The 26,298-nt window shown below is 70.3% G+C and carries 25 protein-coding genes; 8 read left to right on the top strand and 17 right to left on the bottom strand.

Features of this window, described 5'->3' with window-relative positions; all coding sequences use genetic code 11:
- Positions 1–13: 13 nt before the first annotated feature.
- Positions 14–1,231 carry a hypothetical protein gene (locus ACFPCV_RS09410; RefSeq protein WP_378055657.1) on the bottom strand — a complete coding sequence of 406 codons (1,218 nt, stop codon included), beginning with the start codon at positions 1,229–1,231 and terminating at the stop codon, positions 14–16.
- A gap of 281 nt (positions 1,232–1,512) precedes the next feature.
- Here ACFPCV_RS09410 and ACFPCV_RS09405 point away from each other — a divergent pair, with 281 nt between their 5' ends.
- Genes ACFPCV_RS09405 through ACFPCV_RS09395 form a run of 3 tightly spaced genes read left to right on the top strand, consistent with a single transcriptional unit; the run spans position 1,513 to position 3,304 of the window.
- Complete coding sequence (locus tag ACFPCV_RS09405; protein WP_378055752.1) at positions 1,513–1,839, top strand: PadR family transcriptional regulator; 327 nt, start codon at positions 1,513–1,515, stop codon at positions 1,837–1,839.
- Positions 1,836–2,621: a DUF1700 domain-containing protein gene (locus ACFPCV_RS09400; protein ID WP_378055656.1), complete on the top strand. Its 786-nt coding sequence runs from the start codon at positions 1,836–1,838 to the stop codon at positions 2,619–2,621. Before ACFPCV_RS09405 ends, ACFPCV_RS09400 begins: the two co-directional genes overlap by 4 nt.
- Before the next feature lie 47 nt (positions 2,622–2,668).
- A complete protein-coding gene (locus ACFPCV_RS09395) occupies positions 2,669–3,304 on the top strand; it encodes a TetR/AcrR family transcriptional regulator (protein WP_378055655.1) in 636 nt (211 codons plus the stop codon).
- 1,027 nt (positions 3,305–4,331) lie between these two features.
- Here ACFPCV_RS09395 and ACFPCV_RS09390 read toward each other — a convergent pair.
- From ACFPCV_RS09390 to ACFPCV_RS09335, 12 genes are all read right to left on the bottom strand, one after another.
- Positions 4,332–5,561, bottom strand: coding sequence for an MlaD family protein (locus ACFPCV_RS09390; RefSeq protein ID WP_378055654.1), 1,230 nt, complete (start codon positions 5,559–5,561; stop codon positions 4,332–4,334).
- Positions 5,561–6,727, bottom strand: coding sequence for an MCE family protein (locus ACFPCV_RS09385; RefSeq protein ID WP_378055653.1), 1,167 nt, complete (start codon positions 6,725–6,727; stop codon positions 5,561–5,563). The genes ACFPCV_RS09390 and ACFPCV_RS09385 overlap by 1 nt, the downstream gene beginning before the upstream one ends.
- A complete protein-coding gene (locus ACFPCV_RS09380) occupies positions 6,724–7,920 on the bottom strand; it encodes an MCE family protein (protein ID WP_378055751.1) in 1,197 nt (398 codons plus the stop codon). Before ACFPCV_RS09380 ends, ACFPCV_RS09385 begins: the two co-directional genes overlap by 4 nt.
- Positions 7,921–7,931: 11 nt before the next feature.
- Entirely contained in the window at positions 7,932–8,954 is a 1,023-nt protein-coding gene (locus ACFPCV_RS09375) for an MCE family protein (protein ID WP_378055652.1), read from the bottom strand.
- Between the two features lie 64 nt (positions 8,955–9,018).
- Entirely contained in the window at positions 9,019–10,059 is a 1,041-nt protein-coding gene (locus ACFPCV_RS09370; RefSeq protein WP_378055651.1) for an MCE family protein, read from the bottom strand.
- A gap of 61 nt (positions 10,060–10,120) precedes the next feature.
- On the bottom strand, positions 10,121–11,434 hold the full coding sequence (locus tag ACFPCV_RS09365; RefSeq protein ID WP_378055650.1) for an MCE family protein: 1,314 nt from the start codon (positions 11,432–11,434) through the stop codon (positions 10,121–10,123).
- Between the two features lie 5 nt (positions 11,435–11,439).
- Positions 11,440–12,297, bottom strand: coding sequence for an MlaE family ABC transporter permease (locus tag ACFPCV_RS09360; RefSeq protein WP_378055649.1), 858 nt, complete (start codon positions 12,295–12,297; stop codon positions 11,440–11,442).
- A gap of 5 nt (positions 12,298–12,302) precedes the next feature.
- A complete protein-coding gene (locus ACFPCV_RS09355) occupies positions 12,303–13,094 on the bottom strand; it encodes an MlaE family ABC transporter permease (RefSeq protein WP_378055648.1) in 792 nt (263 codons plus the stop codon).
- Positions 13,095–13,136: 42 nt separating this feature from the next.
- Positions 13,137–13,898 (bottom strand): glucose 1-dehydrogenase, encoded by a 762-nt coding sequence (locus tag ACFPCV_RS09350; RefSeq protein ID WP_378055647.1) that lies wholly within the window; start codon positions 13,896–13,898, stop codon positions 13,137–13,139.
- A 1-nt stretch (position 13,899) separates the two neighbouring features.
- Positions 13,900–15,423, bottom strand: a complete 1,524-nt coding sequence (locus ACFPCV_RS09345; RefSeq protein WP_378055646.1) for an aldehyde dehydrogenase family protein — start codon at positions 15,421–15,423, stop codon at positions 13,900–13,902.
- Positions 15,420–16,304, bottom strand: a complete 885-nt coding sequence (locus tag ACFPCV_RS09340; RefSeq protein ID WP_378055645.1) for a 3-oxoacyl-ACP reductase — start codon at positions 16,302–16,304, stop codon at positions 15,420–15,422. The genes ACFPCV_RS09345 and ACFPCV_RS09340 overlap by 4 nt, the downstream gene beginning before the upstream one ends.
- A 1-nt stretch (position 16,305) precedes the next feature.
- A complete protein-coding gene (locus ACFPCV_RS09335; RefSeq protein ID WP_378055644.1) occupies positions 16,306–17,388 on the bottom strand; it encodes a Zn-dependent alcohol dehydrogenase in 1,083 nt (360 codons plus the stop codon).
- 71 nt (positions 17,389–17,459) lie between these two features.
- On the opposite strand from ACFPCV_RS09335, the gene ACFPCV_RS09330 reads away from it, so the two are divergent.
- From ACFPCV_RS09330 to ACFPCV_RS09315, 4 genes are read left to right on the top strand one after another with little or no spacing between them, the layout of a single operon-like run.
- Complete coding sequence (locus ACFPCV_RS09330; protein WP_378055643.1) at positions 17,460–18,638, top strand: acyl-CoA dehydrogenase family protein; 1,179 nt, start codon at positions 17,460–17,462, stop codon at positions 18,636–18,638.
- 3 nt (positions 18,639–18,641) lie between these two features.
- Positions 18,642–19,769 (top strand): acyl-CoA dehydrogenase family protein, encoded by a 1,128-nt coding sequence (locus ACFPCV_RS09325; RefSeq protein ID WP_378055642.1) that lies wholly within the window; start codon positions 18,642–18,644, stop codon positions 19,767–19,769.
- A gap of 11 nt (positions 19,770–19,780) precedes the next feature.
- Positions 19,781–21,376, top strand: coding sequence for a long-chain-fatty-acid--CoA ligase (locus ACFPCV_RS09320; protein ID WP_378055641.1), 1,596 nt, complete (start codon positions 19,781–19,783; stop codon positions 21,374–21,376).
- A 4-nt stretch (positions 21,377–21,380) separates the two neighbouring features.
- Positions 21,381–21,593: a DUF5302 domain-containing protein gene (locus tag ACFPCV_RS09315; protein WP_378055640.1), complete on the top strand. Its 213-nt coding sequence runs from the start codon at positions 21,381–21,383 to the stop codon at positions 21,591–21,593.
- 66 nt (positions 21,594–21,659) lie between these two features.
- On the opposite strand, the gene ACFPCV_RS09310 is transcribed toward ACFPCV_RS09315, so the two are convergent.
- The 4 genes from ACFPCV_RS09310 to ACFPCV_RS09295 are packed head-to-tail and all read right to left on the bottom strand — an operon-like array spanning position 21,660 to position 25,411.
- The gene (locus ACFPCV_RS09310; protein ID WP_378055639.1) at positions 21,660–22,181 is read right to left on the bottom strand and encodes an NUDIX domain-containing protein; all 522 of its coding nucleotides are present in this window, start codon (positions 22,179–22,181) and stop codon (positions 21,660–21,662) included.
- Positions 22,178–22,714, bottom strand: coding sequence for an NUDIX domain-containing protein (locus ACFPCV_RS09305; protein ID WP_378055638.1), 537 nt, complete (start codon positions 22,712–22,714; stop codon positions 22,178–22,180). The genes ACFPCV_RS09310 and ACFPCV_RS09305 overlap by 4 nt, the downstream gene beginning before the upstream one ends.
- Complete coding sequence (locus ACFPCV_RS09300) at positions 22,711–23,808, bottom strand: NAD(P)H-dependent flavin oxidoreductase (RefSeq protein WP_378055637.1); 1,098 nt, start codon at positions 23,806–23,808, stop codon at positions 22,711–22,713. The genes ACFPCV_RS09305 and ACFPCV_RS09300 overlap by 4 nt, the downstream gene beginning before the upstream one ends.
- Complete coding sequence (locus ACFPCV_RS09295; protein ID WP_378055636.1) at positions 23,795–25,411, bottom strand: acyl-CoA synthetase; 1,617 nt, start codon at positions 25,409–25,411, stop codon at positions 23,795–23,797. The genes ACFPCV_RS09300 and ACFPCV_RS09295 overlap by 14 nt, the downstream gene beginning before the upstream one ends.
- 57 nt (positions 25,412–25,468) lie before the next feature.
- On the opposite strand from ACFPCV_RS09295, the gene ACFPCV_RS09290 reads away from it, so the two are divergent.
- Positions 25,469–26,239 (top strand): crotonase/enoyl-CoA hydratase family protein, encoded by a 771-nt coding sequence (locus ACFPCV_RS09290; protein ID WP_378055635.1) that lies wholly within the window; start codon positions 25,469–25,471, stop codon positions 26,237–26,239.
- Positions 26,240–26,298 lie beyond the last annotated feature (59 nt).

Below are 26,298 nucleotides of genomic sequence, written 5' to 3'. Positions count from 1 at the left end.
CGCGAGCCGGCGATCAGTTCAGTACGACGAAGAACCCGGCGACGTCGAACACGACGTCGACGTAGCCCGCGTTGTTGGCGAAGTTCACCGCGCGGTCCTGGATGCCCGGGTCGGACTCGTAGCCGATCCCGACGGTCACCGCGTTGGCGACGACCTGGTTCGGCACCACGTTCAGGGTCGACGCGTTCGGCCGCGGCTGACCACCCGGCCACACCGTGACGAACCCGGGTGCGGTCGCGTTGACGCCGGTCACGTTGCCCGCGATCGCGTGCAACGCCACCGGGTCGGTCGTCTCACCCCACCCGGTCAGCCCGACGAAGTAGCTCGGCCGCAGGCCGTCGTCCTGACGCGAGTCCCAGGCGCGCTCCGGGGAGATGGCGATGAACTTGTACGCCCCACCCGGCGAGTAGTAGCCGACGAGGTCGATGATCACGTCGGTGTTGCCCGCGTGGTTGTAGAGCACGATGGACCGGTTGGTCCCGATCGGCACCGTGACCTGGTTCGGGATGACCTCACCCGGTGCCAGGTTGATGTTCGACGCCGTCGGCCGCGTCTGCCCGTTCGGGTACGCGGTGAGGAACGTCGACGCGGTGGCGCCGACACCGGTCATGTTGAAGGTCACCGCGGTGGCCCCGGCCGGGACGAACGACGACACGTTCAGCACACCGGTGCCGCGCGGGCCAAGCGGCGTGCCGGGCCTGGTGTCGAGCACCCGCCTCGGGTTCATGGTGGTGTACCGGTTGGCGGTGCCCTCGGTGTAGTAACCGGCGAGGTCCGCGACCAGGTGGGTGTTGCCGGAGTGGTTGTACAGCGTCACGCGGCGGTCCGCGCTCAACGCGACCACGACCGAGTTGGCGCGCGTGTTCCGCGCGGCCAGGTTCAGGTTCGACGCGTTCGGCCGCGCCTCACCCGCCGGGTAGACGGTCACGAACGTGGAGAGGGTGGGCGACACACCGGTCACGTTCAGCACCACGGACGTGGCGGCGGCAGGCGTCCTGGCCGTCAGGTCGACGGTCACCGAGCGCCCTGGGCCGACCGGGGTCCCGCCGATCCGCGTGTCCAGCACCCGGACGGGCGACACCGGGACGTACTCGGACGGGATCGCGGGGACGGCGGCGGCACGCATCTGCGACCCCTGCTCGCGCTCGGCCTTCACCCCGCTGCCGTTCTCCGGCTCCGCACCGGCGACCGGCACACCCGCCATCAGCGCGGCGGCCACCGTGGCCACCACGGCCGCAACTCTTCGACTACGCATCAAGAAAAACCCCTCATCGTCGACACATCGGCGCGGTGGAACCACCGGCAGGAGCAGGCACGCGTTGCTCATCGTGTCCCCCAGCGACCGCTCCACCCCCGAATGGGCGAGCCCGAGCCTATCCGAGTGACAGAGGGCGCCCAATGGCTTTCTTCGTAACTGTCCTGAAATTGCGTGTTGCGTGATCTCGTACCTACTACTACGCAATGCGTGCTAGTGTTCCTGCCGTACTACTACTCACTCGACTGGACTCGCCGATGGAGATCAGCCAGCTGCTCAAGGGTGTGCTCGACCTCGCCGTGCTCGCGGTGCTGAGCACCGAGGACGGCTACGGGTACGACGTGGTCCGGCGACTGCGCAAGGCCGGACTCGACGAGGTCGGCGACGCGTCGGTCTACGGCACACTGCGCCGCCTCTACAACGCGGGCGCGCTCACGTCCTACGTGCGCCCCAGCGAGGAAGGCCCGCACCGCAAGTACTACGGGCTCAACGAACTCGGCAGGCAGCGGCTCGCGGACGGGACCAAGACCTGGCGCGGGTTCGCGAACACGATGACCGACCTACTGGAAGGGGAGACGGCGTGAACACCGGCACGGACACCGAGGTCGGGTCCTATCTGGACCGCCTGCGGCACGAGCTGGCGGACCTCCCGGCCGCCGAGGTCGAGGAGATCGTCCAGGACGTCGAGCCACAGGTGTCGGCGACCGCCGGCGAACTCGCCGCCACACAGTCCCCGGCCACTCTCGCCGACCGGCTCGGCGACCCCGCCGAGTACGCACGGGAACTGCGTGCCGCCATGGGTGTGCCTGCCGAACCCACCGGGTCGCGGACGCCGGAGTGGCTGCCGCGTACCGCGTTCTGGGTGCTCGTGGTCGCCACGGCCGCGGCGGGGGTCGGCGGTTACGCCATCGGACAGGTCATGACGGACGCCCCCCGGCCCGTGCTGGTGTTCCTCCTCGTCGCGCTCGCCGCGTCCTGGCTCACGGTCGGCCGGTCCCGGTCGACGGCGGCCGAGATGGCGACGCTGCCCGAGGTGCGGTTGGTGGCCGCGCGACTGGCGGAGGCGGAACGACGCCTGCCGGTCCGCGACCACCTGCGGTCACTGTGGCCGGGATGGCTCATCGCCCGCGCGGCCCTGATGTGCCTCGGCATGATGTGGCTGCTGGGCTGGTTCGGCTGGCAGGGCGCGGGGACGGTCCTTCCCGCCGTCGCCGTCGCGGCACTCACGGTCGTGGTCGGCCGTCGCACCGGGACCCACCGGCAGTGGCTGTGGCTCAGCCTCCCGCTCGACGCGTGGGCGGTCGGCGTGGCCCTCAAGGCGGCGGAACTGCTGCCACTACTGGCCACGGGCGACCACGTCTGGTGACCGGTTACAGCTTATAACACGCGCACCTGCCTGTTACAGTTACCGGGGTGAGCAGCAGTCCACCCCGCGAGCGGTACCGCGCCCAGGTACGTGCCGAGGTCAAGGAGCACGCATGGGCGCAGATCGCGGAGGCGGGCGCGTCCGCGCTGTCCCTCAACGCGATCGCCAAGAAGATGGGCATGAGCGGGCCCGCCCTGTACCGCTACTTCGCCAACCGGGACGAGCTGATCACCGACCTCGTCACCGACGCCTACCGCCAACTGGTCGACGCGTTCCGCGCCGCCGTCGAGGCGAAGGGCTCCGAGCCGGTGGTGATCGCGCACGCCATGCGGGACTGGGCACTCGCGCACCCGCAGCGGTACTTCCTGATCTACGGCACGCCGATCCCCGGCTATCACGCACCACCCCAGACCCGCGACATCGCCGCCGAGCTGATGAACATGCTGCTGGCCGCACTGCGAAACCACCGGCCCGGCGAGAAGACGCCGTTCGACGAACACCTCGACACCCACCGCGACTGGGCGGGCACCGACGATCCGCCGGAGACACTCCGCACGGCGCTGAGGCTGTGGGCCAGGATGCACGGGGTGATCAGCCTCGAGATCGCCGGGCACTTCGACACCATGGGTTTCGACACCACGCTGTTCTTCGAGTCCGAAGTGGACGCGATGCTGGAGCGCTAGGCCGATTGCCTGTGGACAGGTCGGGCGCTTGTGTCCGGTTCTGTCGGTGGTGGCCGGTAGGCTGGATTCCGGGGGGCCGGAGGCTGCCTGTTGATCTTGTTGCGCGGGGTGTGGTTTGGGCTGGGGTTTGACCACGGGGTGCTTTGTCGCTGTATTCGTTGTCCCGCTTGGGTCTTCGGGGTGCTTTGGCGAGTGTTGGTGTTCGGTGGTGACGGCGGATTTTACGGGCGGCCCCTCACGTGTCAAGGGCGCCTTCGGCGTCCGGCTTCGCCGGATGGCTTCGCCACCCTTGACACGCGAGCCTCCGCCGCCCTGCAGGGGCCCTTGCGGGCAGGGCTGGCGCCCTGCCACTGGATTGCCCGCCGCCACCACCGAACCTTCTGGGTGGTTCCGTTCGCTTGAGGTGCGTTGAGGGCGGGGTGCTTCTGCCCTTCGGGGCGGGCCCGCTGCGCGGGGCTTTGCCCGCTGCGCGGGCTTTCGCCCGGCGCGGGCTTTCGCCCGGCGCGGGCTTTCGCCCGGCGCGGGCTTTCGCCCGGCGGGCGCTGCGCGCCCGCGCGCGGCGCGGCCCGCGTAGCGGGCCGGTGCTTGATCAACGGCGCGTTTGGGACATTGGTGGTGTCGTGAATGGGCCGTTCAGGGCGCTGGGCGCTGTGAATGTGCCATTGAGGGCATGGGGTGTGCCGTGAACGCGCCTTTCGCGGCGTGCCCGCTTCGCGGGCTTCGCCCTGCGGCCGGCGCGGCCCGCGTAGCGGCGCCGGTCCTTGATCAACGGAACATTTGGGACATCGGCGGTGCCGTGAATGGGCCATTCAGGGCGCTGAGCGCCGTGAATGTGCCATTGAGGGCATGTCGTGTGCCGTCAACGCGCCTTTCACGGCGTGCCCGCTTCGCGGGCAGCGAACTGTGGGTCGAGGGTGATCAACGGCGCGTTCGGGACACGGGTCATGCCCTGAAAGGCGCGTTCAGGGCGCCGAGCGCCCTGAACGCGCCTTTCAGGGCATTCCGCGGCCTGGGAGGTGGGCCTCGGTCAGGTGGGGAGGCCCAGTAGGCCGCCCAGTGTGGTCGGGGGGCCGCCCGGGTAGGACAGTGTGCCCGGTAGGCCGGGTGTCGGTGTCCTCGGTGCGGCGGCCGGTGGCGGCACCTCTACCGGTTTGCCGCCGAACGGGGCGTTCTGTGAGCCGCGTACGCCGATCGGGCTGCCCGGTGGTTCCGCGCAGTATGCCTGCTGGTTCGGTGGTGCGTCGGTGACGTCGTTGCCGGGGCGTTGTCTCGTGCCCTCGTAGCCGCGGGTGCACGAGAACGGGTCGTTGAACGTGAGCACGAGCCCGAGGTGCCCGGTGCCGTCCGGGTTCGCGCCCGGGGCGGTCGCGGTCACCATCGGGAAGGCCACCAGCAGGTGTTCCAGCGCGTCGGTGCGGGTGCTCGTGATCTGCACGGTGGTCAGCAGGTTCGCGATGACCACGCCGAGGTCCTGGCCAGAGTCGCGGAGGAGGTCGTCGACCTGCACGGCGACCACGGGGACCGTCGTGATCAGTTTGCGCAGGTCCGGGTCGGACGTCTTCAACTGTTGCGCGATGAGCCGCAGGTTGCTGCTGTAGTCGAGGATCTGTCTGCTCTGCGCCGCCTGCGTTTCCAGCACCACCCGGCCGTTGGACAGCAGCGACGTGGTCTGTGGCAGGTGTTCGGTCGCGGTGGTGGTCAGCTGTCCCGCGCTGTCGAGCAGCACCTGCAACGCCGGGCCCGCGTTCTCGAACGCGCGGTGCAGTTCGTCGACCGTGGTGCGCAGCGAATCCTGCGGCACGCTCTCGACGAAACTGTCCAGATTGGACAACAGGGTCTCCGGGCTCGACGGGGTCGACGTGCGGTCGCGGGGCACGACCGCGCCCTCCGCGAGATACGGGCCGCCGGCGTGTTCCGGTTGCAGGTCGACGTACTGCTCGCCGACCGCGGACCGGTTCGCCACCACGGCGCGGGTGTCGGCGGGGATCGGTGGCGCGTCGTCCTCGATGTCGAGTACCACGTCGATGCCGTCGTCGGACAGGCGCAGCCGCTCGACCCGGCCGACGGTGACGCCGCGGTAGGTGACCTCGGCGTTCGTGAAGATGCCGCCGGAGTCGGCGAGCTGCACCGTCACCCGGTAGCCGCGGGTGCCGAACAGGCGGTCCAGGCCCGCGTAGGTGCCGCCGACGTACACGATGCCGACGACCGCGATCATCGCGAACAGGAGCAGCCGGACCTTGGTGCCGCGCAACAACATCAGCGTCCCACCCCCAGCAGCGTGCCGAGCAGCCCGGTCAGCCCGCCCGCCGTGTCGCCCTGCGGCACCCGCGGCAGCGTGGGCACCGGCAGCGGCGGCTCCAGCGACGGCGACGGTGACTGCGACGGTCCCGGGGTCGGCGACAGGCCGGGGATCGGGATCACCGGTGTGCTCGCGTTCTCCAGGTTCTCCAGCAGCACCGAAAGATCGAGGTCGAACTTGACGTCCACGTTCACGTAGTCGCCCTTGACGGCGTTGAGGAAGTAGTCGGTGAACGGGTAGGTCACGAGGAACTGCAGCGAGTTCGGCAGGTCCGAGCCCGCCTCCGCGAGCTTGTTCAGCGTGGGGGCCAGGAGTTTCAGGTCGTCGACGAGGTCGTCGCGGCTGCGGTTGACGGTGTCGACGGCGACGGTCGACAGGTTCTCCAGCGCGCCGAGCATGGTGACGAGCGCGTCCCGCTGTTCGTTGACGACCGCGAGGCCCGGCCCGAGGTGGTCGAGCGCGACCCTGATGTCGCCGGTCTGCGCGGCGAGCCTCGTCGACAGGGTGCCGAGCGCGTCGATGGCCCTGGTGATGTTGTGCTTCTCGCCGTCGAGCACCGTGACGACGTCGTCGATGTTGGCGAGCGTGGCGCGCAGCTCCGGCTCGTTGCCGTCGAGCGCGGCGTTCACCTCCTCGACGATGGTCGACAGTCGCCCGATGCCGCCGCCGTTGAGCAGCAGCGACAGCGCGCCGAGGACCTCCTCGATCTCCGGGTTGCGGTTGGTGCGGTCGATCGGGATCACCGCGCCGTCCCGCAGTTTCCCGGCCGGTCGGTCCGGTGCGCTCAGCTCCACGAACTTCTCGCCGAGCAGCGACGACTGCCGCAGCTCGGCGGCCGCGTTGGCGGGCAGGTGCACGTCGCCGTTGACGAGCAACGTCACCACGGCCGTCGTGTTGTCCGCCGCCAGCTCGATCCTGTCGACCCGGCCCACCGCGACGTCGTGGACCTTCACCCCGGCCTGCGGCACCAGGTCGAGCACGTCACCGAACTGGGCGACGACCCGGTAGGGGTGCTCGCCGAGGTCCGCGCCGCCCGGCAGCGGCAGCTGGTACATGCCGGAGAACCCGCCGGTCGAACACCCCGCGAGCAGGAAAGCCAGGAACCCCACCATGGCTCGTCTCATCGGCCACCTCGCGAGACGGCGCCGGTCAGGTCGACGAGCGGGATCGGCAGCGGCGGCAGCTGCCCCGACGACAACGCGCCGAGTGCCTCCGCCGCGGACGGCAACCCGAGCGTGCCGTCGAGGTACGGGGCGAGCTGGGTGCACAGGTCGGACAGTGTCTTCGGCAGCTCGACCGGGGTCGCGGCCGCGAGCGTGCGGCACAGCATCAGCACCGGCGGGTAGGTCAGCTCGTTGAGGTTGCCGCGGATCGCGAACGACGCGGACGCGGCGTCGTAGGTGGACAGGAAGTTCGACATGGCGAGCGGGGCCACGTCCAGGATCTCCGCCACCGCGGCCCGCTGGTCGACGAGCGCCTGCGTCACGCCGGTCAGCTTGTCCACATTGGACGTGATGGCGTCCTTGTTGGTGGCGATGAACCCGTGCACGTCGGTCAGCGCGGTGCCGAGCGAGGTGAGCGCGGTGCCCAGCTCGTCGCGGTCCTGCGCGAGGTAGCCGCTCACGTCGGCCAGCCTGTTGTTGAACGCCTTGACCTGCGCGTCGCTCTCCGCGAGCGCCTCGGTGAACGTGGCGAGGTTGTCGACGGTGGTGAACAGGTCCCCGCGCGAGTCGGCGAGCGCGGCCGACGCGTCGGAGAGCTGCGTGATGGTCTGGTTGAACAGCTCGCCGTTGCCTGCCAGGTTCGCGGCGGCGGTGTCGAGCACGTCGGACAGCGCGCCGTTCTCGTTGGCGCCGTTCGGGCCCAGCGCGGTCGTGAGGTCGTTGACGCTCGCGGTCAGGTCGTCGAGCTCCACCGGCGTCGCGGTGCGGTCGAGCGGGATGACCGTCCCGTCGGCCATCAGCGGGCCGGACTCGTACGCGGGTGTCAGCTGCACGTACCGGTCGCTGACCAGCGACGGCGCGACCACGACGGCCTGCGCGGCCGCCGGGATCTCGATGCCATCGTCCACGGTCATCTCGACCCGCACCCGGTCGCCCCTCGGGGTCACCGACGTGATCCGCCCGACGCCGACGCCGAGCACCTTCACCTCGGAGTCCGGGTAGACGCCGACGGTCTTCGCGAAGTACGCGGTGATCCGGGTGCCCGCCGGGGCCATCGTGATCCACCACAGCGCAGCACTGATCAGCAGCATCAACGCGAGCGCGTAGATCACGACGAGCGCGGCGCGGCGGCTCGTGCGGCTCTCGGCCAGCATCGCCCGCGCGTTCACCGTCCACCACCCTGCGGGGTGTGCGGCACCGTGCAGCCCTCGGGGTTGATCGTGAGGATGCCCAGGTCCGTCGGCGGTGGCAGCAGGCCGCAGATGTAGCCCTCGAACCAGCGGCCGTTGCCGATGACGTTGTTGAAGGTCCGCACGTACGGCGCGAGCGAACGCAGGCTCTCCGACAGGTTCGCCTGGTTGTTCGCGAGGATCGTGGTGACGCGGTCCAGCTCGTCCAGCGCGGGTTTGAGCTGTGCCTGGTTGTCGGCGACCAGCCCGCGCAGCTCGCCGGCGAGCGTGATGGTGCCGGTCAGCAACGTGTGCACGGCGTCCCGGCGCAGTCGCAGCTCGCCGAGCAGCAGCGACGCGTCGGTGAACAGCCGCTTCAACTGCTCGTCGCGGTCGGCCACGGTCCCGGTGAACCCGGCGGTGTTCGCGAGCAGCGTCTTCAGTTGCTCGTCCCGTGTGGACAGTGTGGCGGACAGCCGCGACAGGCCGGTCAGCGTGTCCTTCATGTGCTGTGGGCTGTTCGCGAACGTGTCGGAGATGACCTGGAAGCTCTGCGCGAGCTGCTCGGTGTCGATCCGGTCCACGGTCTGCGACAGCTCGCCGACCGCGGGGACGATGTCGAACGGGGTCCGTGTGCGGCTGACCGGGATCGGGTCGTTGGCGCTCTGTTGCGCCTTGCCCGTGGACTCGATCGCGAGGAACTTGTCGCCGAGCAACGTCTTGATCTCGATCGACACCGTGCTGCGGTCGCCGAGGCGCACGTCGTCGACGCGGAAGTCCACGACCACCTTGTTGCGGGCCAGCTCGACCCCGCGCACCTCGCCGACCTTCACCCCGGCGAGCCGCACCTCGTTGCCCGGCCGCAGCCCGGCCGACTCGCGGAACTCGGCGGTGTAGGTGGTGCCGCCGCCGATGATCGGCAGGTCGTCGGAGTTGAACGCGACGAGCAGCCCCAGCACCAGCAACACGATCGTCACCGTGCCGACGGCCGCCTGGTCCCGTTCCTTCAGCGGTTTCACGACTCCCCCTCGCAGGCTCGGGGAAGCCGTTCACGGTCGCCCCGTGTCTGATGGTTGGCTCCGCTCACGATCGGCACCTCTCCGCTGGCGGTGTACCGGGAACCGGCAACAACGGCAGGTCGACGGAGACGCCGAGGTCCGACACCCCGATCCGGCCGGACATGCTGCACAGGTAGTAGTTGAACCAGCCGCCGTAGGTCGACACCCGGCTGATCGTCTGGATCTTGTTCGGGAGCCCGGCGAGGAACTTGTCGACCGTGTCGCCGTGGTCGGCCAGGTTCCCGGCCAGTGCACCGAGCGCGGCGATGTCGTCCTTGATCGGCGGCCGCACCGACGACAGCAGCCCGGCCGTCGACTGGGTCAGGTCGCCGAGGGCGCCGATCGCGGCACCGATCGGCTGCCGTTGCGCGGCGAGCCCGGACGCGAGCTGCTGGAGCTGGTCGATCAGCCCCGACAGCTCGGTCGTGCGTTCGTTGACCGTCGTCAGTACCGTGTTGAGGTTGTCGATGACCTGCCCGATCACCTTGTCCTTGCTCGCGATCGTGCTCGCGAGCGACGCGGTGTGCGCGAGGACGCTGTCGATGGTGCCGCCCTCGCCCTGCAGCACCTGGATCAGCTCACCCGCGAGCTTGTTGACCTGGTCGGGTTGCAGTGCCTGGAACAGCGGCTGGAACCCGTTGAACAGCTGGGTGAGGTTCAGCGCGGGCTGCGTGCGCTCAAGGGGGATCGTGTCGCCGGGCCGCAGCACCGCGTTGGGGTCACCGGATCCGACGGCGAGCGCGACGTACCGCTGGCCGATCAGGTTGCGGAACTTGATGGTCGCCGTCACCGACTTCGGCAGCCGCCGCGCCGCCTCGACGTCGAACCGGACCTCCGCCCACGTGTCGTCGACCACCGAGATGTCGGTGACCTGCCCGACGCGGACACCGGACATGCGGATGTCGTCGCCCTCGTTGAGCCCGGTGGCGTCGGTGAACCTGGCGAGGTAGCCGCTGGTCGAGCCCAGTGTGGTGTTGGCGATCGTGAGGCCGAGCAACGCGGTCAGCGTGACCGTGACGACCGCGAACACGGTGATCTTGACCAGCGGCCCGAGAAAGTTCCTCATGCCGCCCCCTCGCCCGCTCCGTGGCGGCCTGCACACCGATGGTTCGCTCCGCAAGCTCCGCTCATCGCACGGTCACCTCCGCACCCCGGAACAGCGGGCCGAGCAGCAGCGACGACCACCCCGGCACGTCCGACGGCGACATCCCGAGCCCCGGCGCGACGAGCGCGGCGATCAGGTCCTGCTCCGGCGGGGTGTTGGCGAGCTGCATGTCCGCCGCGGACTGCGGCAGCGTGTTCGGGAAGTCCTCGGGCCGGTCCGAGTTCGGCGGCGGCGGTTTCGCCGACCCGTCGTCGAGCGGTCCGCCCTCCGGGTACTGCGGGAACCGCGCCGGTGGCTTCGCGACCGGATAGCAGGCCGGGCCCCGCTTGTCGTCGTACCGCGGGGTGTCCACCCCGGGCAGGTACTTGCCCCGGCTCGCCGTGATCTCGATGGTCACGCGCGTGACGTTCGGGGTGGCCGAGCCCTTGCCGAACGCCGCGTCGGCGGCCGGGATCGAGTCGACGAGCTGCTTGAGCAGGCACGGGTACTCGGGCGCGTACTTCGCCAGCACGGCCAGGGTCGACTTCGACGTGCTCGCCAGGTTGATGATGTTGTCCTTGTTGGCGGCCAGGAAGCCGCCGAGGTCGATCGACGCGTTCGTGAGCGTGCGGTACAGGTCGGCCAGCCGACCGCGCTGCTCGACGACGGTCCGGGTGGTGACGGTCAGGTCCCGCAACGCGGTCAGCAGCTCCGGCCCGGCCTGCGCGTAGGTGTCCGCGACCGCCGCGAGCCGCTGAATGTTCGCGCGCAGGTCCGGCAGCGACGGGGTGATCTCCCCCAGGTACCGCCCGAGCTGGACGAGCGTGTCGCCGAACTGCTCGCCGCGCCCGTCGAGCGCGGTCGCCATCGCGTTCAACGTGGACGCGAGCTTCTCCGGCTGCACCGCCCGCAGCACCGGCATGAGGTTGTCGAGCACCTGCTCGATCTCGATGGCGGAGCTGGTGCGGTCCTGCCCGATCACCGAGCCCTCCCGCAACCGGCCGCTCGGGACCGCCGGGGTCTGCAACGCCACGTAGCGTTCGCCGAACAACGTCTTCGGCAGCAGGCGCGCGGACACGTTGCCGGGGATCTCCCCGACGTGGTCCGGGTCGAGCGCGAGGTCGAGGACCGCGTGGTCGCCGCTGGGCCGGATGTCCCGCACCTCCCCGACGATCAGCCCGCGCAGCTTGACGTCCGCGCCCGTGCGGAGCTGGTTGCCGACGTGGTCGGTCTCCAGGGTCACCGGCACGATCGGCGTGAACGTCTTGCGGTAGAAGGCAACCGATGCTGCGACGAACATCCCGGCGATCACCAGGAAGATCAGCCCGTAGACCTGGAACCGGCGTCGCTCACTCATCGGCATCACCCAGCCAGCCGCACTGTCGTGGTCGCGCCCCAGATGGCGAGCGACAGGAAGAAGTCCAGCAGCATCTGCACCACGATCGCCGCCCGCACCGCCCTACCCACGGCCACCCCGACCCCGGCCGGGCCGCCGGACGCGGTGTAGCCGTAGTAGCAGTGCACGAGGATCACGACGACGCTGAACACGATCACCTTGAGGAACGACCACAGCACGTCCTCCGGCGGCAGGAAGAGGTGGAAGTAGTGGTCGTACGTGCCAGCGGACTGCCCGTAGAACCACACGGTCACCTGCCGGGACGCCACGTACGACGACAGCAGACCCACCAGGTACAGAGGGATCACGGCCGCGACCGCCGCGATCACGCGCGTGGTCACGAGGTAGGGCAGCGACGGCACCGCCATCACCTCGAGCGCGTCGATCTCCTCGGAGATCCGCATCGCGCCCAGCTGTGCGGTGAACCCGCAGCCGACCGTGGCCGACAGCGCGAGCCCGGCGGCCAGCGGCGCGACCTCGCGGGTGTCGAAGTACGCGGCGATGAACCCGGTGAGCGCGGACGTGCCGAGCTGGTTGAGCGCCGAGTACCCCTGCAGGCCGACGATCAGGCCGGTGAACACGGTCATGCCGATCATCACGCCGAGCGTGCCGCCGATGACCGCGAGCGCGCCGGAACCGAAGAACACGTCCGACAGCAGGCGCAGGATCTCGCGCGGGTAGTGCGCGAGCGTGCGCGGCACCCACGCGAGGACACGGACGTAGAACGCGAGCTGCCTGCCCAGCGCGGCGAGGCCGTCCGCGGGCTGGGTGGCGACGACCACCAGCCGTCGCGGCACCTTCGGCGGAATGTCCACTGTGGCCATTCCGCTCACATGCCCTTCGGCGGGACGACCTGCAGGTAGATGCCCGTGAGCACCACGTTGATCAGGAACAGCAGCAGGAACGTGATCACGACCGTCTGGTTCACCGCGTCGCCGACCCCCTTCGGTCCCCGGCCCGGGTTGAGTCCCCGGTAGGCGGCGACGATCCCCGCGACGAACCCGTACAGCACGGCCTTGATCTCACTGATCCACAGGTCCGGCAGCTGTGCGAGCGCGTTGAACGACGCCAGGTACGCACCCGGCGTGCCACCCTGCATGACCACGTTGAAGAAGTAGCCGCCCGCGACACCGACGACGCTGACGAGCCCGTTGAGGAGCACCGCGACGATCGTCATGCCGAGCACCCTCGGCACGATCAGCCGCTGGACCGGTGACACACCGAGGACTTCGAGCGCGTCGATCTCCTCGCGGATCGTCCTCGACCCGATGTCCGCGCACATGGCCGACCCACCGGCCCCGGCCACCAGCAGCGCGGTGATCAGCGGCGACGCCTGCTGCACGATCGCGAGCGCGCTGGCCGCGCCGGTGAACGACTGCGCGCCGATCTGCTGTGTCAGCGACCCGAGCTGCAACGCGATGACCGCGCCGAACGGGATGGACACGAGTGCCGTCGGCAGGATCGTGACGCTCGCGAAGAACCAGCACTGCTGGATCAGCTCACGCCACTGGAACGGCCGCCGCGGCGTGTACCTGACGACCTCCCACGCGAGGGTCGACATCCGCCCCACCTGGGCGAGCGCACGCACAGGCGGGGGACGCACTCCAGCCTCATTGCCCATGTGCCATCACCCATGAGGTACAACGACCCAGAACCGTTGCGGTTACCCGAAACTCGACAAGGAATGGGCCGCGGTCACACCTCCGTCCGCGACGAACTCGGCACCCGTGCAGTAGGAGCTCTCGTCGCTCGCCAGGAACAGCACCAGCTCGGCGATCTCCGGCGGCTGGCCCACCCTGCGCATCGGCACCCGCTTGCCGACATAGGTCAGGTCGACGGGCTGCCCGCCGAGCGCGGCCGGCAGCAGGCCGGTCTCGATCGCGCCGGGGTGGATGGAGTTCACCCGCACCCCTTTGCGCGCCAGCTCCAGCGCCGCCACCTTCGTCATGCCCCGCACCGCGAACTTGCTGGCGGTGTAGGCGGTCAGGGCCGGGGTCGCCGCCAGACCCTCCACAGAGGACACGTTGACGATGGATCCGCCACCGGCCTCGACCATCAGCGGCGCGACGGTCCGCATGCCGAGGAACGTGCCGACCTGGTTCACCTGGATCACGCGCATGTAGTCCGCGAGCGCGGTATCGGTGAGCAGTGCGAAGTGCAGGATGCCCGCGTTGTTCACGAGCACGTTCGGTGGCCCGTACACCTCGACCGCCTCGGCGGCCGCGGCCCTCCACTCGTCTTCCTGCGACACGTCCAGATGCAGGTAGTGCGCGCCGATCTCGGCGGCGAACTCCTTGCCGGCCTCGTCGTTCACGTCCGCGACGACGACCCGCGCGCCCTCCTCGGTGAACCGGCGCGCCGCGGCCGCGCCCTGCCCACCGGCCGCACCCGTGACCAGCGCGACCTTTCCGGTCAGTCGCCCCATGTCACATCAACTCGTCGCCGAGCGGCATCAGGACCGTCTTCAGCTCGGTGTACGCCTCGAACGCGCTCTGCCCGCCCTCGCGCCCGAGCCCGGACTGCTTGAAACCGCCGAAGGGCAGGTGCGGCTCGACCTGGAAGCCGTTGATGCCGACCGTGCCCGCCCGCAGGCGGCGCGCGAGCCGGAACGCCCTGCGCCCGTCGGTCGTGTAGAGCCCGGCGCCCAGGCCGTACTCGGTGTCGTTGGCGATCGCGACGGCCTCGTCCTCGGTCTCGAACGGGATCACCGCGAGGACCGGCCCGAACACCTCCTGCCTGGCGATGTCCATGCCGTTGTCGACGTCGGCGAAGATCGTCGGCCGCACGAAGTTGCCAGCCGCGAGGTCGCCCTCGACCCGCTCGCCGCCGCACACGACCCGCGCGCCCTGTTCCTTGCCGCGGGCGATGAGACCCATGACGTGGTCGAGCTGTTTGGTGTTGATGAGCGGGCTCGCCAGTGTGGACGCCTCGAACGGGTCGCCGTAGGTGATCGCGCCCGCCATCATCTCGGCGGCGCCGAGGAACTGGTCGTAGACGTCCCGGTGGACCAGCGCGCGGGTGTGTGCGACACAGGCCTGCCCGGACAGCCCCATGGTGACGGTGCCCATGGTGGTCATCGCGGCGAGACCGATGTCCGGCGCGTCGGGGAACACCAGCGTCGGGCTCTTGCCGCCGAGTTCGAGCGACACCCGTTTGAGCGTGTCGGCCGACGCGGCGACGATCCGTTTGCCGACGCCGCGGCTGCCGGTGAAGCTGACCTTGTCGACGAGCGGGTGCGTGATCAGCGCCTGGCCGGTCGGGTCGCCGGGGCCGGTGACCACGTTGACCACCCCGTCCGGGATGCCGGCCTCGGCGAGCAGCTCGACCATGCGCAGCACGCAGAACGTGGCGTACTCGGACGGCTTCAGCACGACCGTGCACCCGGCCGCGAGCGCGGGGCCGAGCTTCTGCGCGTACAGCAGGAACGGCCCGTTCCACGGCAGGATCGCCGCGACCACGCCGATCGGCTCGCGGAAGGTCATCGCGAGGTGGTCGCCGCCCTGGTACGGGGTGAGTGTCTGCCCGCCGATCTTGTCGATCCAGCCGGCGTGGTGGTCGAACACGTCCGCGGCGGCACCGACCGACGTCGCGTACACCGGTCCGAACGACAGCGGCACGCCGTTGTCCAGTGCCTGCAGGCCACGCAGCTCGTCGGCGTGCTCACGCAGGAGGTCCGCGTACCGGTGCAGTGCCTTCACCCGCTCGCCCGCGCGGGTGTTCGACCAGCGGCCGTCGTCGAACGCCCGGCGCGCGGCCAGGACCGCCTCGTCCACATCGGACGGCCCGGCGACCGCGATCTCGCCGATGGCCTCGCCGGTCGCCGGATGGGTGTGCGTCCACGTCTCGCCGGCCGCGGCGGGCCGCCACGTCCCGTCGATCAGCAGCTGCCCGTCCCTGAGACCGACCTCGTCCCGGCGGGCGACCAAGCTCAGTGCCGTTGACCCAGTCATTGCTGCTCCTCCTCGAGCGACATCAGCTCTGTGGCGGCGAACGTCTTCTTCTGGTCGCGGTCGGCGAAGTAGGCGCCGAGGGCGGTGTCCAGCGCCTCCGACGTCCACTGTGGATTGTCGAAGCGCGCTTCCACGGTCGGCGGCGCGAGCAGCGCGACCATGCCGCCGTACACGACGAACACCTGCCCGCTGATCCTCTCGGCGGCAGGTGAGGCGAGGTAGGCGACGAGCGGCGCGACGTGGTCCGGGGACAGGGGATCCACACCCGCCGGGGCGGCACCGAACACCGCCGCCGTCATCGCGGTGCGTGCCCTCGGGCAGATCGCGTTGGCACGCACCCCGTACTTCGCGAGGCCGCGAGCGGTGGCGAGGGTGAGCGCGGTGATGCCCGCCTTGGCCGCGGCGTAGTTCGGCTGGCCTTCGGAACCGAACAGGAACGCCTCCGACGCGGTGTTGACCACGCGCCCGTAGGTGGTGCCGCCGTTCGCCTTCGCGTGCCCGCGCCAGTACGCGGCCGCGTTGCGGGACAGGAGGAAGTGGCCGCGCAGGTGGACCCGGATCACCAGGTCCCACTCCTCGTCGGACATGTTGAACAGCATCCGGTCACGCAGCACGCCCGCGTTGTTCACGACCACGTGCAGTCCGCCGAACCGGTCGACCGCCGCGGCGGTCAGCGCCTTCGCGGTGTCCGCGTCGGACACGTCGCCGCGCACGAGCAGCGCCTTGCCGCCCAGCGCCTCGATCTCGGCGACCACATCGGTGTCGGCCACGTCGTTGACCACGAGGTCCGCGCCTGCGCGGGCGAGCGCGAGCGCCTCTGCCCGCCCCAGCCCGGCGCCGGCACCGGTGACGATCGCGACCTTCCCGTCGAGCGCCCCCATGTCAGTACGTGACGATCTGCCGGATGACGTTGGCGCCGTCCCGCAGCGCCCGCAGGGCGTCGTTGATCTCGTCGAGCTTGATCCGTTTGGTGATCATGCCGTCGAGGTCGAGCTTCCCGGCCTGCCAGAGCCTCAGCAGCATCGGGTAGTCGCGGCGCACGTCGGCGCCGCCGTAGAACGAGCCGAGCAGCCGCTTGTCGTGCAGGAACAGCTCCTGCGCGCTGAACCGCACCATCGCGTCCGCACGACCGGCGCCGACCACGACGACCGTGCCGCCGCGGCGCGCGTTGTCCCACGCGGACCGGATCGTCGGCGGTGCGCCGACCACGTCGAAGGCGTAGTCCCAGCCCTGGCTCCCGGTCAGCGACTGGTGCAGCCCGGCGACCTGCTCCGGGGTGACGGCGTGCGTGGCGCCGAAGTGCCTGGCGATCTCGTGCTTGTCCACCACCGGGTCGACCGCGACGATCTGCGCCGCGCCGGACAGCCGCGCGCCCTGGATCACGGAGATGCCGACGCCGCCGCAGCCGAGCACCAGCACCGTCGAGCCGGGGGTCACCTTCGCGGTGTTCAGCACGGCGCCGACGCCGGTCATCACGCCGCACGCCACCAGCGCCGCGATCTCGAACGGGATGTCGGCGCCGATCTGCACCGCGCCTGCGGCCGGGACGACCAGCTCCTCGGCGAACGTGCCGGTGCCCGCGTAGCCGAAGGCCGGATTGCCGCCGACCACGAACCTCGGGTTCATGAACGCGGCGATCGAGTGGATCGCGCACAGGTGCGGCCTGCCGCCGACGCAGTTGACGCAGGTGCCGCACGGCGGCACGAACGTGAGCACCGCGTGGTCGCCGACCGCGAACTGGTCGACCGCGCCGCCGATCTCGACGACCTCGCCCGCGCCCTCGTGGCCGAGGATGCCCGGTGCGAGCGCGGGCAGCGTGCCGTCCATCGCGGAGATGTCGCTGTGGCACACGCCGGTGGCACGCACCCGGATCCGGATCTCCGCAGGCCCGACGTCGGTCGTCGTCACGTCGTCCCGCAGCTCGAGTTCGGTGTCCCCGATCTGGTTGAGTACCGCCGCCTTCATTGCCGGACCTCCTCGTTTGGCCAGGACTCTAGTACATTCTTAGAACGTGTTCTAGTAGCCGAGGAGTCCGGATGCACATCGCGTACACCCCGGAGCAGGAGGCACTGCGGCGCGAGCTGCGGGCGTACTTCGCCGAGCTGATGACCCCCGAACGACGCGCGGCGCTCGCCGGTGGCGGCGACTACGGGGACGGCGCGGTGTACAAGGAGGTCGTGCGGCAGATGGGGGCCGACGGCTGGCTCGTGCTCGGCTGGCCGGCGGAGTACGGCGGACAGGCCCGGCCCATGATCGACCAGCTCGTCTTCACCGACGAGGCGGCGGTCGCCGGGGCACCCGTCCCGTTCCTGACGATCAACACGGTCGGCCCGACGATCATGCGGTTCGGGACCGAGAAACAGAAGCGGTTCTACCTGCCCCGCATCGCCGCCGGGGAGCTGCACTTCGCGATCGGCTACTCCGAACCGGAGGCAGGCACCGACCTCGCGTCGCTGCGCACGCGCGCCGTGCGCGACGGCGACGACTGGGTGGTCAACGGCCAGAAGATGTGGACGTCGCTGATCTCCTACGCCGACTACGTGTGGCTCGCGTGCCGCACCGACCCGGACGCGCCCAAGCACAAGGGCCTGTCGATCCTGATCGTCCCGACCGACGCGCACGGTTTCTCGTGGACACCGGTCCGCACGGTCTCCGGGCCGACCACGAGCGCTACCTACTACGAAGACGTCCGGGTGCCCGCCGACGCGCTCGTCGGCGAGGTGAACCGCGGCTGGCCGCTGATCACCAACCAGCTCAACCACGAGCGGGTCGCGCTGACGTCGTCCGCGCCGGTCCGCGAGGCGCTGCGCGAGGTGCGGGAGTGGGCGCAGGCCACGAAACTGCCCGACGGCAGGCGGGTGATCGACCAGGAGTGGGTGCGGATCCACCTGGCCCGCGTGTACGCCAAGGCCGAGTTCCTGAAGCTGGTGAACTGGAAGATCGCGTGGGGGGTCGAGCGGGGACTCAGCCCGGCCGACGCGTCCGCGACCAAGGTGTTCGGCACCGAGTTCGCGACCGAGGCATACCGGCTGCTGATGGAGGTACTCGGCCCGCAGGCGTACGTGCGGGCGGGCTCACCCGGCGCGGTGCTGCGCGGCCGGGTCGAGCGGATGCACCGGGCGTCGCTGATCCTGACGTTCGGCGGCGGGACCAACGAGGTGCAACGCGACATCGTGGCAGCGGTCGGACTCGGCCTGCCCCCTGCGAAGAGGTGAGCCATGGATTTCTCCTTCGGTGACGAGTTCGCCGACCTCGCGGAGCTGACCAGGACGATCCTGGCCGACCACGCCACCCCGGCCCGGCTCGCCGAGGTCGAGGCGGGCGGCGACCGGTTCGACCGTGCACTGTGGACGGAGCTGGCGAAGGCGGGCGTGCTGGCCGCCGCGCTGCCGGAGCCGGTCGGCGGCAGCGGGCTCGGGCTGCTCGAACAGTGCGGGGTGCTCGTCGAACTCGGCCGCGCGGTCGCACCCGTGCCCTACCTGTGCTCGATCGTGCAGGCGGCGTCGGCGCTCGTCGAGTTCGGCACCGGCGAGCAGCGCGCCACCTGGGCGATGCCCGCCGCGACGGGTGAGCTGGTGCTCACCGCCGCTCTGTCCGAAGAGGTCGGTGACGACCCGGCGCGGCCGACGACCACCGCCGAGCGTGCAAGTGCATCTGCAACATGGCATCTGCACGGTTCGAAGGTCGCCGTGCAGGCCGGAACTGTCGCGAATCTGTTTCTCGTACCGGCGGAAACGGCGCTCGGTCTGACTGTGTTCCTTATCACTCCAAAGGATTCCGGCGTGACCGTGCGGCGCCAGGAGATCGTCGACGGCGACGCCGAGGGATTGCTCGAACTCGACGACGTCGTTCTCGGCGACGACCGCGTGCTCGGCGAGCCAGGCGGTGGCGCGGCGGTCGTCGAGTGGCTCGCGAATCGCGGCACGGTCGGCCTGTGCGCACTCCAGGCAGGTGTTTCCGCCGAATGTCTGCAGATGACGGCCACGTATGCAACCAGCAGAGTGCAATTTGATCGCCCGATCGCGACATTTCAGGCAGTGGGACAGCGACTCGCCGACTGTTACATCGACGCGGAGGCGATCCGCCTGACACTGTGGCAGGCTGCTTGGCGAGTGTCCAAAAATCTCGCTGCCCACAACGAGATAGCGACCGCGAAGTTCTGGGCCGCCGATGGCGGCCACCGCATAGCCCATGCCGCGGTACACATTCACGGCGGAGTGGGTATTGACGTGGACTACCCGTTGCACCGATATTTTGTGGCCACGAAACGCATCGAGTTCAGTCTTGGCGGCGCCACCACGCAACTGCGCCGCATCGGTAACGCACTGGCCGAGGAGCCGGCCTGAGGAGGTTTCGCATGACCGCGCAGGGGGAGCAGATCCCCACCGTCACCGAGCTGCTGCTCGCACGCGCGGACGATGCGAACCCCGGTCTCGTGTTCGAGGACCGGGAGTGGACGTGGGCGGAGCACCTGCAGGAGTGCGCGGACCGCGCCGCCCTGCTCCGGTCGCTGCGGCGGCCCGGCCCGTTCCACGTCGGCGTGCTGATGGACAACGTGCCGGAGTTCTCGTTCCTGCTCGGTGGCGCCGCGCTCGCGGGCGCGGTGCTCGTCGGGCTCAACACCAGCAGGCGCGGCGAGGCGCTGGTGCGCGACATCCGGCTGACCGACTGCCAGGTCGTGCTGACCGACAGCCGGTACGTGGAACTGTTGCAGGGCCTGGACATCGGCGCCCGGGTACTGGACGTCGACTCGGCGGCGTGGCACGTCATCGCGTACCGCCACCAGTACTCACCACTCGAGACCGTGCCCGCCGCGCCGGACGACCTGCTGATGCTAATCTTCACGTCCGGCACCAGCGGCGACCCGAAGGCGGTGCGCTGCACCCACGGCAAGATCGCGGGCCCCGGCGCGATGCTGGCCTGCCGGTACGACCTCGGCCGAGGCGACACCACCTACGTCTCGATGCCGATGTTCCACTCGAACTCGATCATCGCGGGCTGGGCTGTCGGCCTGGCGGCAGGCGCGCGGATCGCACTGCGACGCCGGTTCTCGGCGTCCGGCTTCCTGACCGACGTGCGGGACTACGCGGTGACCTACGCCAACTACGTCGGGAAACCGCTGTCCTACGTGCTGTCGACCCCCGGGAAGCCGGACGACGCGGACAACCCGCTGAGGGTGATGTTCGGCAACGAGGCCAACCCGCGGGACGTCGAGGCGTTCGCGACCAGGTTCGGCTGCCAGGTGGTGGACGCGTACGGCTCCACGGAGGGCGGCATCGTGGTGCCCCGGCCACCGGGAACACCGCCGGGCTCCCTCGGCCATCTGGAAGGCGGCCTTGCGGTGCTGGACCCCTCGGGTGCGCCGTGCCCGCCCGGCGAGGTGGGCGAGCTGGTGAACACGAGCGGCATCGGCCAGTTCGCCGGCTACTACAAGGACTCGGCCGCGGACGCGGAACGGCTGCGCGACGGCAGGTTCTGGAGCGGCGACCTGGTCTACCGCGACGAGAACGACTTCCTGTTCTTCGTGGGCCGCACCTCGGAGTGGCTACGCGTGGACGGTGAGAACCTGGGCGCGAGGCCGATCGAACAGATCCTGCTCCGCCACCCGTCGGTGAGCGAGGCCGCCGTCTACGCCGTCCCGGACGAATCGACGGGCGACCAGGTGATGGCCGCCCTGGTGGTCCGGGGCGAGTTCGACCCGGACGAGTACGCGGCCTTCCTGGCGGCCCAGACCGACCTGAGCCCGAAGCAGGTCCCGAGGTTCATCCGCATCACGGCGCGGCTCCCGCGCACCGCCACCTACAAGGTGCTGAAGCGGACACTGTCGGCGCAACGCTGGCGCACCCCGGACACCGTGTGGTGGCGCCCAGGCCGCGAACTGATGTTCGAACCGCTGACCGCGTCGTGCGACCCAATCCGGCTCGACTGGGGCGCCCGGTCCGTGCGACCCTGAGCCCATGCCTGACACACCGGAACCCGCGCCCGCTCCCGAGCCGGCTGAGGCGGAAGAGCCCCAGCAGCAGGATGTGAAGGCCGCATTCCGCGCGGCCCTGGAGCGCAAGCAGGCGCAGAACCGCAAGGGCCAGGAGCACGCGGACGCCCGCTCCAAGGTGGACAACGCCCAGGGCCCCGCGGCCGCCAAGCGGACCTTCCGCCGCAAGAGCGGCTGACCGGCCGGTGCCCTGAAAGGCGCGTTGCGGGCGCTGACTGCCCTGAACGCGCCTTTCAGGGCAGTCTCACCGCAGGCCGAGCAGCAGGTACGCCGCGATCGACGGGCCGTCCGTGATCACCCCGTCGCGCAGCATCCGCTCCACCTCGGCACGCGGGAACCACTCCTGCCGCATGTCCTGCTCGGTGATCTCCCGCTGCGGCGGGCCCGGCGTCAGGTCCGTCGCCAGGAACACGTGACAACCCACCCCGGAGATGCCGTTCGACGGGTTCAGGTACCCGATCGGCTCCAGCCGCCCCGCCGTGAACCCGGTCTCCTCCCGCAGTTCGGCGGCCGCCAGCTCCTCGACGGTCCCGGTCACCCCGGCCGGGAACGCGCCGGACGGGAACTCCCACGACCGCGCCCCCACCGGGTACCGGTACTGCTCGACCAGGTGGAACCCGTCCTTCTCCAGCGGCATGACCAGCGCGAAGTCCGACGTGTCGACCACCGAGTAGATCCCCCGCGACCCGTCGGCCCGCGAAACCTGGTCCTCCCGCAGCGACAGCCACTGGTTCACGTACACCAACCGTGACGACAGCTGCCTCACGTCCCACCCACCAGGGTGAACAGCAGGTACGCGGCCAGCGACGAGTCGTCGGTGATCACCCCGTCGCGCATCATCCGCTCCACCTCGGCACGCGGGAACCACTCCTGCCGCATGTCCTGCTCGGTGACCTCCCGCCGCGGCGGGCCCGGCGTCAGGTCCGTCGCCAGGAACACGTGGTAGCTCTGCCCGGTGATGCCGTGCGCACCGTTGAGGTGGCCGAGCCGCGCCAGCCGCGCGGCGGTGAACCCGGTCTCCTCACCCAGTTCGGCGGCCGCCAGCTCCTCCGGGGTGCCCGTGACCCCCTGCGGGAACGCGCCCTGCGGGAAGCACCAGCGGCGTTCGCGCAGCGGGTACCGGTACTCCTCGACCAGGTGGAACCCGTCGTTCTCGAACGGGATGACCAGCGCGAAGTCCGGTTTGTCGATCACCGAGTAGATGCCGCGGGTCCCGTCCGCGTGCTCGATCTCGTCCTCCCGCAGCGTCAGCCACGGGTTGGCGTACACGATCCGCGAAGAAAGCGTCCTGATGCTCACGCCTTCAGTCTGGCGCGCGCCTCCTCGATCTCGGCCAGCAGGCTCGCCATCACCTCCGCGACCGGGCGGACCTCGTTCATCCGGCCCACGATCTGCCCGACGGGCATCGCGACCACGTCCGGGTCGCCGCCCTTCGACATCCGCTGGTGCGCCTCCCCGACGAGCATGTTCTGCAGCGGCATCGGCAGCGGTTCCGGCGCGTCCGGTTCCGCCCACGCCTGTGTCCACTTGTTCTTCAGCAGCCGCGCGGGTTTGCCGGTGTAGATCCGCGACCGGACCGTGTCACTGGAGGTGGCCCGCACGAGCGCCGTCTGGATCGCGCTCTCCCCCAGCTGGTACTCGGCGGTGGTGAGCCAGTAGGAGCCCATCCACACGCCCGCCGCCCCGAGCGCGTGTGCCGCGAGCACCTGCCTGCCGCTGCCGATGCCACCGGCCGCGAGCACCGGCACCCGGTCGCCGACCGCGTCGACGACCTCGGGCACCAGCACCATCGACGCGATCTCACCGGTGTGCCCGCCCGCCTCGTAGCCCTGCGCCACCACGATGTCCACCCCGTTGTCGACATGTCGCCTGGCGTGTGCCGCGGTGCCCGCGAGCGCCGCGACCGGCACCCCGGCCGCGTGCGCACGCTCGATGACGTCCACCGGCGGTGAGCCGAGCGCGTTGGCTATCAACGAGATCCGGTGCCGCAGCGCGATGTCCACGTGCGCCCGTGCGACCGAGTGCAGCCAGCCGAGTACCCCGGCGTCACCGGCGGACGCGCCGGACAGGGGCGGCACACCGAGCCTGAGCAGCGTCCGTTCGACGAACTCCCTGTGCCCCTCGGGCACCAGCGCGGACAGGTCCTTCTGCGTGCCCTCGGTCGGGATCCTCGCGGGCATCACGATGTCCACCCCGTACGGGCGGCCGCCGGTGTTCTCGTCCATGAAGGACAGTGCGGTGTCGAGGTCGGCCGGATCGTTGAACCGCACGCAGCCGAGCACGCCGAGCCCGCCCGCCCGGCTGATGGCCGCGGCCACGTGCTCGGACGGGGTGAACCCGAAGATCGGGTGCTGGATGCCCAGCCGTTCGCACAGCGCCTCAGACCCCGACATTGGCCGCCTTCCACATGGGTTCGTGCTCCTCGGTGTAGGTCTTCGCCCAGCGGTAGTCGGGTTTGCCGCTCGGTGCGCGGCCGACCTGCTCGACGACCCAGATGCTGCGCGGTGTCTTGTAGCCCGCGAGCTGTTCCCGCACGTGCGCGTCGAGCGCCGCGAAGTCGACCGCGCGGCCCGCCCACGGCTGCACGAGCGCGGCGACCCGCTGCCCGAGCCGCTCGTCGCGCACCCCGACGACGAGCGCGTCGAACACGTCCGGGTGCGACTTCAGCGCGGCCTCGACCTCCTCGGGGAACACCTTCTCCCCGCCGGTGTTGATCGAGACGTTGCCCCTGCCGAGCAAGGTGATCGTGCCGTCCTCCTCGAGCCGGGCGTAGTCGCCCGCGACGACGTACCGTTCGCCGCCGACCTCGACGAAGATCGACGCGGTCTTCTCCGGGTCCTTGTAGTAGCCGATCGGCACGTGCCCGCCGCGCGCGAGCCTGCCGGTCTCCCCCGGCGCGACCGGGCGGTTGTCCTCGTCGATCACGACGGTCTTCGGGCCGCCGTTCACCCTCGGCCCGCCGGTGCTCGGCTTGCTGCCCTTCAGGATGACGCCCATGCCCTGAAACCCGCTCTCCGACGAGCCGATGGCGTCGGTGATGACCGCGTTCGGCAGCGCCTCGAGGATCTGTTCCTTCACCGACGGCGAGAACAGCGCGGCGTGGCTGGAGAACGCGATCACCGACGAGGCGTCGTAGCCGCCCTCCTGGTAGGCGGCGAGCAGCGGCCGCGCCATCGCGTCGCCGACGATCGTGACGACCTTGACCTGGTGCCGGTCGATCGCCTTCCACACCTCGTGCGGATCGAACTGCGGCAGCAGCACCACGGTGTCCCCGGAGAACAGCGCGGGCAGCGTCGCCCACTGGGCGGCGCCGTGGATCAGCGGCGCGCACGGCAACCGGGTCATGCCGCCGGTCTCGCGGCCGCGCCGCGACTGCGCCCACTCGTCTGGCAGCGCCTCACCGGTGTAGAAGTCGATGCCGCCGCCGAGGGTGCGCCACACGTCCTCGTGCCGCCACATCACGCCCTTCGGGTAGCCGGTGGTGCCGCCGGTGAAGAGGATGTAGAGGTCGTCGGGGCTGCGTTCGCCGAAGTCCCGCGCGGTCGACCGGGCGGCGAGCGCCGCCTCGTACCCGGTGCTGTCGCTGCGCAGGTCGGTGCCGTCGTCGATGACGATCGTGTGCCGCACCCCGGGGGTGCCGGGCAGGACCGCGGCCACCCGGTCGGAGTAGCGCCGCTCGTGGACGACGGCGACGAGGTCCGCGTTGTCGAACAGGTATCGCAACTCGTTCTCGACGTACCGGTAGTTCACGTTGACGGTCACCGCGCGCAGTTTGTACGCGGCGAGCAGGGTCTCGATGGCCTCGATGGAGTTGCGGCTGTAGAGCCCGATGTGGTCGCCGCGCCCGATGCCCTGTTCGGCCAGGTGATGGGCAAGTTGGTTGGCACGCCCCTCCAGATCGGCGAAGGTCGCCGCGCGGTCGCCGCACGCGATCGCGATCCGGTCGGAAAAGGCGTCGACTGCATGCTCGAAGAGGTCCGCGATGTTGAGGGCCACGGAACTAAACTAGAACGTGTTATCGTTCCTGGCAATGGTCAAGGCGGAGGTGAACGAATGGCGGACTGCCTCGTCGAACAGGACGAGCACGTACTCGTCGTGACGATGAACCGCCCGGCGGCCCGCAACGCGCTCTCCTCGGAGATGATGAAGATCATGCGGGAGGCGTGGGACCGCGTCGACGAGGACCCGGCGGTGCGCTGCTGCGTGCTGACCGGGGCGGGCGGCGCGTTCTGCGCGGGTGCCGACCTGAAGGCCATGACGGCCAACCACCCCGGCGAGACCCGGTTCGACGCCGCGGTCATCGAGCCCCTGCTGAAGGGCCGCCGCCTGACCAAACCGCTCATCGCGGCGGTCGAGGGCCCGGCCATCGCGGGCGGCACGGAGATCCTGCAGGCGACGGACATCCGGGTGGCGGGCGAAAGTGCGCGCTTCGGGGTGTCGGAACCACGCTGGGGCCTGTACCCCCTTGGCGGCTCAGCGGTGCGCCTGCCGAGGCAGATCCCGTACACGGTGGCGGCGGACCTGCTGCTGACCGGCAGGCACGTCCGCGCGGAGGAGGCGCAGCGGATCGGTCTGATCGGTCACGTGGTCCCGGACGGCCAGGCGCTGCCGAAGGCGATGGAACTCGCGCGGGCGATCTCGGCGAACGGCCCGGTCGCGGTGCGGGCGATCCTCCGCACGATCCGTGAGACGGAAGGCATGCACGAAAACGAGGCGTTCACCCACGACGCGGAGATCGGCTTGCGCGTCTTCGCGAGCGAGGACGCGAAGGAAGGCCCGAAAGCGTTCGCGGAAAAGCGCCCACCACGGTTCCAGGGCCGGTAGGCGGCCTCCGGCCCCCGGTTTCCAGCGTAGCGGCAACCACCGACAACGAAGGCCCGCGA

The organism is Actinophytocola glycyrrhizae (assembly GCF_042653545.1).
Lineage (GTDB): Bacteria > Actinomycetota > Actinomycetes > Mycobacteriales > Pseudonocardiaceae > Actinophytocola > Actinophytocola glycyrrhizae.
This window is presented reverse-complemented; position numbering and strand designations above follow the sequence as displayed.